Source organism: Parasutterella muris, from assembly GCF_943193095.1.
GTDB lineage: Bacteria > Pseudomonadota > Gammaproteobacteria > Burkholderiales > Burkholderiaceae_F > Parasutterella > Parasutterella muris.
Map to the genome: position 1 here is coordinate 142671 of NZ_CALPCV010000002.1, position 7622 is coordinate 150292.

Here is a 7622-nt window from a genome sequence, read left to right on the forward strand (position 1 = left end):
TTTCGGATTAAGCGCCGAACCACTTCTTGTAAATCTTGTCGTATTCGCCGGATTTCTTCAGTGCGGCAAGGGCTTCATTGACCTGTTTGATCAAAGCCTGGTTGCCTTTCTTAGCGGCTACGCCGTAAAGTTCAGCTTCCATGATTTCACCGACCATCTTACCTTTGCCTTCGCCGCCCTGGCTGACCAGATAGTAAGCGATAACCGGCTGGTCATTGATCACAGCGTCCACGCCTTTATTGGCAAGCTCAAGGTTGAGTTCATCAGCGTTGTTGAACTGTTTGACTTCAGCTCCTTTGATAGTCAGCGCCTTGTTAGCGCCGGTGGTACCGATCTGTACGCCGATCTTCTTGCCCTGCAGGTCATTGATGCCTTTAATGCGGTTGTCATCAGGACGAACCATGATGATCAGACCGGCGGTGTAATAGGGGTCGGAGAAATCGACAGCGTTCTTGCGAGCTTCGGTAATTGTCATACCGGAGATTGCAAGGTCAATGTTGCCTGCGCCGAGAGCAGGGATCAGACCGTCAAAACCGAGATTGACGAGCTCAACCTTACGGCCCATTTCTTTTCCGAGCGCACGAGCTAAATCCATGTCAAAACCAGTCAGTTCGCTGGAATTGGGGCTTTGGAATTCAAACGGCGCGAAAGTCGGGTTCGTACCGATGCGGAGAACCTGCTGCTGAGCAGGCGCAGATGCGGTCTCAGCTTTTTTGTCACCGCATCCGGAAAGGAGCGAGGCGCCCAAAACTGCGGCCAGGGGTAAGGTCAAGAGTGTTCTTTTAAACATCACAATCCTAATAAATTAATAAATGTTCCCTTGGAGGAGAACGAGTACACATTGTTCCTAGTTTAATTTAATAAGACGTTATTTGATGACAAATGATTAGATAATTCGATAGGTTTATGCTGCTCCGGAGGATTTTCCGGACCAGAAGTCAGGTGATCGCAGATTAGGGACGGACTTGGGAGGTTTCTGTGTGGCTTGGTGTTTTTTACGGTGTCGCGGGCTGTGCGCTCTGGGGGCTGATTTATATCATTCCTCTTTTGCTGCCGAGCTATGATCCTATCTCTCTTGCAATGTCACGGTTTGCAGTATTTGGGGCTGCGAGCCTTGTGATGATTTACTGCTTTCGCCGCTATCTTGGGCAGCTCACGCTCAGGGACTGGCTATGGGCGTTTTGTCTTTCCTTTTTCGGGAATGCGGTTTATTACGCTTTTTTGACTCAAGGCATCCGCATGGCAGGCGTTCCTACTTCCGGAATGCTGATGGCGCTTATTCCGCTTAACGTTGCGCTGCTTTCCAACCGTGCGGGCAACGGGATCGTGCTTCCCTGGAAAAAGCTGATTCCGCCGCTTCTTCTGATTCTTCTCGGTTTGTGGGTTGGAAACATAGAAGAGTTTTCGATGGTTCGGGACAGTATGTCGGCGAGCGATTACTGGATCGGCTTTACTTTCAGTTTTATTTCCATGCTGTTATGGACTTGGTTTCCGATTAAGAACGGGCAGTGGCTGATTCGTCATCCCAAGGTTCCGCCTGTCGTTTGGACAACGGTTCAGGGAGCAAGCATTTTTCCCGCGACGCTGCTGATCTTTTTGGTGATGAGTGCTGAGCGGATTGAGGCTGGGGAGTCGCTGCTCGGGCCGACTCCCGGGCTGTTTATTTTCCTTCTTCTTGTTGCCGGGATTGCGTGCGGATGGGGCGGCATGGCGCTCTGGAATCTGATGAGCGCTCGGCTTCCTGTTGCGCTCAGCGGTCAGATGATTGTCTTTGAGACAATCTTTTCGGTGATTTACACACTCATATATAGAAAACAAGCGCCCGATTGGACGCTTGTTCTGGGTCTTATCATTCTTCTAGTCGGCGTATCGCTGTCACTGAAGTGTTTCAGAGACGCGGAAGCCGAGCATAAAGCGAAGATTAGAAGTTAGTGGCCTGCAGCTGGAAGTAAGCCTGCGGGTGAGAGCAGACAGGGCAGACTTCAGGAGCACGGGGGCCGATGACAAGGTTGCCGCACTCACGGCACTGCCACATAACGATTTCACTCTTTTCGAAGACTTTCTGCATTTCGATGTTATTCAGAAGCTTGAGATAGCGTTCTTCGTGATGTTTTTCGATTGCGCCGACGCCGCGGAATTTAGCAGCGAGTTCGGGGAAGCCTTCTTCTTCAGCGTCCTTAGCGAATGTTTCGTACATGTCGGTCCATTCGTAGTGTTCGCCGCCGGCAGCTGCTTTCAGATTTTCTGCTGTGTTGCCGATACCCTGAAGTTCCTTGAACCAAATTTTGGCGTGTGCTTTTTCGTTAGCAGCGGTTTCTTCGAAGATTGCCGCGATCTGCTGGAAGCCTTCTTTCTTGGCTACGCCGGCGAAGTAGTCGTATTTATTACGAGCCTGAGATTCACCAGCGAACGCTGTCCAAAGATTTTTCTCGGTTTTTGTACCGGCTAAAGGTTTTGTCATTTGATGACTCCTTTTTATAGATAAGGGGATGAAATATAAAAAATCTTTGAGCGTTATAAACCAAAAAGGGCGTTTTAACAATAAGAGACAAATCAGTTTGCTCAATAATAGGATGCGGCATCACAATTTACGGACATTTTCAAAAATGCGGAGAAATATTTTTTTACTCTTTTGCGCGGCGGTCAGTTTATGCGCCTGCAGCTGGTCGACTCAGCAGATTGGTCAGAATGACTATGAGATATCCGGATATTTCGACTTTACGATGAAAGGCGAGGTTGTTGTACAAGGGTTAAAGGATCAGGCTGCTCTTTATTGCAAAGGAATAAAAGAGGGTCTCGTGCCTCAGGTGTATTACGTGACGGACAAGAACAGGATCTTTGATTATCAGGCGCAAAGAGCTTCGGCCGTGATACGGTTTCACTGTGTAGAAGGCGGCCAGGCACAGAAGTAGAAATCAAAAAGTTTGGAGGGTTTGCAAAAAATAAAATTTGCCTATAGAATACGGCTCTCTTGATCGTTCGATCAGTTGTGCGGAGAAGTGGCCGAGTGGCTGAAGGCACACCCCTGCTAAGGGTGCAGACTGGCAAAAACCGGTCTCGAGGGTTCGAATCCCTCCTTCTCCGCCATCCCGTTATTTCATAAGCTCTCATTGACTATCATTGAATATCTATAATGCCAATAACGACGGGCGTTTCTTCTCGTTACGTTATGTTATTGGATATCATTGGATGTCATAAATATTCATTGAATCGCAAACAAATTGGTTCCCACTTAGGAACCAATTTTGGTTCCTAAATAACACCTTAGAAACGCAAAAAACACTTTAGAATTTGAGGGTGAAAATGATTCTGACAAGTGCGATTGCAATCAAAAAAATAAAGGATGACGGTCGTTACACCGTGTCCGGCTGCAAAGGCCTACAGTTGCGCGTTGTAAAAGGAATAAAGAAATATTTCCTTCGTTATAGCGTTAACGGTCAACGAAAAACGATTTCCTTAGGTTCTGCTGACTCATTATCTTTAGCTGATGCCAGAAGTTTGGCAAATGATCTTCTTAAAAAAGTTGCTTTAGGCGAGGACCCTGCTGAAGAAAAACGATTGGCTCGAAAAAAGGCTGCTGAAGAAAAGAAAAGGAAGCAATTAACGTTTTCCGATGCTGCCACCCAATGGGTTGCTGAAAGAAAAGCCGGAAACTATTGGCGATATAACCTAAAAGGCGAGTCCAACACTCTCAGTCGTCTTTATAACCATGTTCTCCCACATATAGGAGAAATGAAAATTGATGGAATTGAGCCGGAGGATATTAAAAATATGCTGCTTCCGATATGGAACAGAAGTCCTTCAACATCGTCAAAAGTTCTTGCAGATGTTCGTGCAATTTTCCGATGGTCTATTGCTCTGCGTCTAAGACAAAACAGAGAAAATCCTGCTGAGTGGAATGGAGCGCTGGGAGTCCTTATGGAGCCGTATGAAAAAACACGTAAGGCAGAAGAAAATTTTTCTGGGTTGGACTTCCACGAAATTCCAAAGTTCGTCCAGGAAATTTCAGCTTTACACAGTCGGTCGTCAGAAATGCTGCTTCTTTCAATTTTCTTGGCAGCGAGATCAAAGGCTATCCGGAATGCAAAATGGGCCGATTTTGATCTGGAAAAAAGAATCTGGAACATTCCTCTTGAGGATGACAAGGCAAAAGATTTAAACCGGGAGCGAACTATCTACCTCAATTCGGCAGCCGTCTGCCTTCTCAAAGAGGTTCCAAGATTTTCTGAAAGCCCGTATGTTTTTTGCAACGCCTACGGGAAACCTTATTCGGACATGGCTATGAATCAAGTCATCCGCAAGGCACATGCTCGGAGAAAAATGATTGATCAGACCGGTTGGATTGATAGAGAAAAGTCCTCCAGAACCGGAAAAGAGTGCATCGTCACTCAACACGGTACTGCTCGATCTGCTTTCAGAACATGGGCAAAGGACGACGAACTAGGAAATAATAAAAAGTTCGATCAGGAAGCTGTAGAGCGTTGCCTACTGCATGATCGGGCTGACCCGTACAAGGGCGCTTACGATCGCAGCAAAATGGAACACGAACGACGCAGGATTATGGAGGAATGGGGAGAGTTTTGTACTCAGCTTTTGAATTGACAACGATGAATTTGCTCTCCTACAGTGACTAAAAAAGATCAAGTTGCTTAGCCCTACCATAAAAAACATCAAGTTCTTGGCCCAAGAAATTTATCTCCGTTGAGATGAATCATATGGTCTGGCATATCTGCAATCCAAACTTCGGTTTCCCATGCAATTTGTTCGGAGAATTTCTTGAAAGTTTTAAAGTCCATGAATGCTGTGACATAGATTTTTCCGGCTTTTACTTTTGTTGTCATTTCTTCAATCTCCTTCACTCTTTTTGGGCTAATAGGGCCTACTGATGTCACAGCTTCAACAAAATAAAGCCAATCTTTTTTGGATGAATAAAAAACAACGTCGGGCATTTTGCTATGTACAGATATATCAAAGCCAAGCTTCCGTAATTTTTGATCGTTCCTCACTAAATCTTTTTTTGTCGTATCACCAACATATATGCACTCACTGTTAGGCGCAAATCGAGGAGCAAACTCTTCAATAATTGCTTTTTGGAGTTGATTGTGCCTTCCTGGAGAGAGAGTAAATAATGAGTCATTAATTTTCACTGGAAGTTTTTCCAGATTGCGCTTGGAAGAATAGAGAGAAATTAGTGATTCGTGGCTCTCTTGAAACGTTTTTACGCTCCCTAGCCAGTCAGAACTTCCAAAAGTGTGAAGTAATTCCACCATTTCGTTTGTCAGCCGATATCTGTAATTTGGGCTATTAGTCGCGACTCCATTGTCCTCTATAAAAGCGGCATTTCTAAAATTATGCATCGCTTGTTTTCTTATAGTTTCCCTGCTGTTCTCTGCATAAGTGACGTTATAGTTTTCTTTAATGAACTGGATTACATCATGGATACGTATCCAGTTGTTTTGCACTTGCTTCCACGAGTTTTTTTCTTTTATGCTGGCCATCGCTAATAAGACCAAACAACACAAGTCACTTTGCTGATTAGGCGGAACTTGCAGAATTTGAAGGATGCTCTTGACATCACCGATTTTGCTCATGTGTATTCCTTAAGAATCTCATTACAATTTCTCTCAGATAAGTCATTAGAGAGAAGTAATTTCCTTCCCATTTCGTCAATCACCTTAATGGAGGGGACGGGCATTTTGTTTATCTCGGTAGAATTAACTTGTGTTGAACCATTCAGAATACGATAGTACGAATCGTATAAAGACGAATTAAAGATGACATAAAGACCATAAACAAGAGTCTCAGAAAGCTCCTTCTTTCCGCAGATAAAGTTAATCTTATTCTGAGTGCTGATCTGAGAATATTGAGGGAATCTCTTTGCCAGGTAAATTCCACACTGCAATCTACGGTGTTCTTCCTTTGCTGTAAACCTTTTTACGAACAAATAATTTGTACTTTTTTGAAGAAGCCCCTTTCGGGACGAGGAAAGGTATTCGTACTTTTTACCCATAGGAAAGGTAACCTCACCATTATGAATATGTTGAGAATAGAACAACGGAATAGTCTCGTCATCAGGGGCGCTTCTCAGAAAATCTCTATTTCGGAAATCGACCGTAATTCCAGTTTTCATACGCAAGCCTATAACCGGAAGAGTATAAGAAAAGGAATTTAATTTTCGCAATATTTCAACCTCGGACTTATTAGTAGCCAAAAAAACATAATTGTCCTCTCCGTTGACAACAATATTGTAGGGAGCATTAAACGTCGTTAACTTATGAAAATCCGAGTTGCTATTACTTGTTGAGATATTCACATGGGTTGGTTTATTTGTGCATTTCTTTACTTTGACAATAATCGTCTCTTGAAGAACGTTTTCTTGCTCAAAGACTTTATCTCGACTTACAAAAAGATGAATGTTGGTTAATGATACAGTCTGGAATAATTTTTCTCTGAACTTCTTAAAGTATGCACCGGACGTCCACGACCTGGGAATGATAAAGACGAGTTCTCCATTGCTACATAAATTAAATATAGCCATCGACATAAAAAGAAAATAGAGATTTGGTGCACCATAACAAACGTCGGGCATTGCAAGAGCTTCTGGCGCATCCTTTCCTATTTTCAGATATGGAGGGTTTCCTATTACTATGTCAAACTTTTCTTTTCCACCCGATGGAGATTCTGAAATCCTGTTATATTCTTCTTTCTGGGAAAGTATGTAGTTTTCGGTAATTATGGAATAGACAATTTTGATATTTGAATTATTACAAACCCATTCAAGATTAGAACGTAATAGTTCAATGATGTTTTTATCGTTCTCATAGCAAGTCAGCTCTATACGTTCTACATCCTTTAACGCCTGTAATCGTTCTATGATAGCGGCTGATAAAATTCCAGCTCCTGCTCCGGGATCGAGAATAGTAAGAACCTTTTTTTTAGGAATTGCAAAAAGCCCGGCCATAAAAATTGCGGTTTCAGCACTCGTAAAGAATTGACCATAATTCTTTCTGAGCGCCTTGGGCATTTCCTTCATATAGTCATTAGTTTGTTGACTTACATAACTAACGATATTTGACTTTATTTCTTTTAAACCGAACATACCTCAGAAGAATAAATTCCTATTTAAATGTTGTTGCCACTGATCTTTTAATTTTATTGAATTTTTATAGAGGTTGTTTTCAAAGTTATATATCTCTTGCCTGTACCCCAATAACCCCGAAACCGCAGGTTTCGACCGCGAAGCGGTGGGCAGGATGAACCCAAACTTCAGTTTGACCGCGCGAAGTGCGGTGGTTGGCCTTTGGGTGCAAATTCTAGTCTCTAGAATTTGCACCCGAAGGCGATCCTGCATTAACTGTTTGTCTGTCTTTCGTCTGGGGAAATAATTTCCCCAGACCCCTTTGAAAATCCTTATGGATTTTCAACTCGCTTTGCCTTCGGCTTTGAAAAGCTGTGAGCAGCTTTTCGGGAGGTTTTGCTTTGCAAAACCTGATTTGAAGCCTTCGGCTTTTGGACTTCGGCGTTGTCCACGGCCGGGCTTCGCCTTACGGCTTGTGGTCAACGCCGCAAACTGCGAGAAGCTGTGCACATTTCACGCCCGAACGCTTGCGTCAGAACTGGCT

8 protein-coding genes and 1 tRNA gene are annotated in these 7622 nt (G+C 43.7%); 5 read left to right on the plus strand and 4 right to left on the minus strand.

Features of this window, described 5'->3' with window-relative positions:
• Nucleotides 1-7: 7 nt before the first annotated feature.
• Nucleotides 8-772, minus strand: coding sequence for a basic amino acid ABC transporter substrate-binding protein (locus NFR90_RS01650; protein ID WP_251450019.1), 765 nt, complete (start codon nt 770-772; stop codon nt 8-10).
• Between the two features lie 206 nt (nt 773-978).
• On the opposite strand from NFR90_RS01650, the gene NFR90_RS01655 reads away from it, so the two are divergent.
• Nucleotides 979-1932 (plus strand): DMT family transporter, encoded by a 954-nt coding sequence (locus tag NFR90_RS01655; protein WP_251450021.1) that lies wholly within the window; start codon nt 979-981, stop codon nt 1930-1932.
• On the opposite strand, the gene rbr is transcribed toward NFR90_RS01655, so the two are convergent.
• A complete protein-coding gene (rbr, locus tag NFR90_RS01660) occupies nt 1922-2461 on the minus strand; it encodes a rubrerythrin (protein WP_160336187.1) in 540 nt (179 codons plus the stop codon). The two genes, NFR90_RS01655 and rbr, sit on opposite strands and share 11 nt — an antisense overlap.
• Nucleotides 2462-2606: 145 nt before the next feature.
• Between rbr and NFR90_RS01665 the strand changes: the two genes are divergently transcribed.
• From NFR90_RS01665 to NFR90_RS01675, 3 genes are all read left to right on the plus strand, one after another.
• Nucleotides 2607-2912, plus strand: coding sequence for a hypothetical protein (locus NFR90_RS01665; RefSeq protein WP_160336188.1), 306 nt, complete (start codon nt 2607-2609; stop codon nt 2910-2912).
• Between the two features lie 81 nt (nt 2913-2993).
• Nucleotides 2994-3087 (plus strand) — tRNA-Ser (locus tag NFR90_RS01670).
• Nucleotides 3088-3303: 216 nt separating this feature from the next.
• Nucleotides 3304-4602, plus strand: a complete 1299-nt coding sequence (locus tag NFR90_RS01675) for a tyrosine-type recombinase/integrase (RefSeq protein ID WP_251450023.1) — start codon at nt 3304-3306, stop codon at nt 4600-4602.
• A 68-nt stretch (nt 4603-4670) separates the two neighbouring features.
• Here NFR90_RS01675 and NFR90_RS01680 read toward each other — a convergent pair whose 3' ends face one another.
• Together NFR90_RS01680 and NFR90_RS01685 are read right to left on the minus strand one after the other, a co-directional pair.
• Nucleotides 4671-5591, minus strand: a complete 921-nt coding sequence (locus tag NFR90_RS01680; RefSeq protein WP_160336190.1) for a BsuBI/PstI family type II restriction endonuclease — start codon at nt 5589-5591, stop codon at nt 4671-4673.
• Nucleotides 5588-7099, minus strand: a complete 1512-nt coding sequence (locus NFR90_RS01685) for an Eco57I restriction-modification methylase domain-containing protein (protein ID WP_251450025.1) — start codon at nt 7097-7099, stop codon at nt 5588-5590. Before NFR90_RS01685 ends, NFR90_RS01680 begins: the two co-directional genes overlap by 4 nt.
• 313 nt (nt 7100-7412) lie before the next feature.
• Between NFR90_RS01685 and NFR90_RS01690 the strand changes: the two genes are divergently transcribed.
• Nucleotides 7413-7622: hypothetical protein (locus tag NFR90_RS01690; protein ID WP_251450027.1), on the plus strand; the 210-nt coding region annotated here is incomplete at its 3' end.

Bases quoted from the DNA above. Each gene is read 5' to 3' on its own strand.
- rbr (WP_160336187.1), bottom strand. From the start codon at position 2,461: ATGACAAAACCTTTAGCCGGTACAAAAACCGAGAAAAATCTTTGGACA.
- NFR90_RS01665 (WP_160336188.1), top strand. From the start codon at position 2,607: ATGCGGAGAAATATTTTTTTACTCTTTTGCGCGGCGGTCAGTTTATGC.
- NFR90_RS01675 (WP_251450023.1), top strand. From the start codon at position 3,304: ATGATTCTGACAAGTGCGATTGCAATCAAAAAAATAAAGGATGACGGT.
- NFR90_RS01680 (WP_160336190.1), bottom strand. From the start codon at position 5,591: ATGAGCAAAATCGGTGATGTCAAGAGCATCCTTCAAATTCTGCAAGTT.
- NFR90_RS01685 (WP_251450025.1), bottom strand. From the start codon at position 7,099: ATGTTCGGTTTAAAAGAAATAAAGTCAAATATCGTTAGTTATGTAAGT.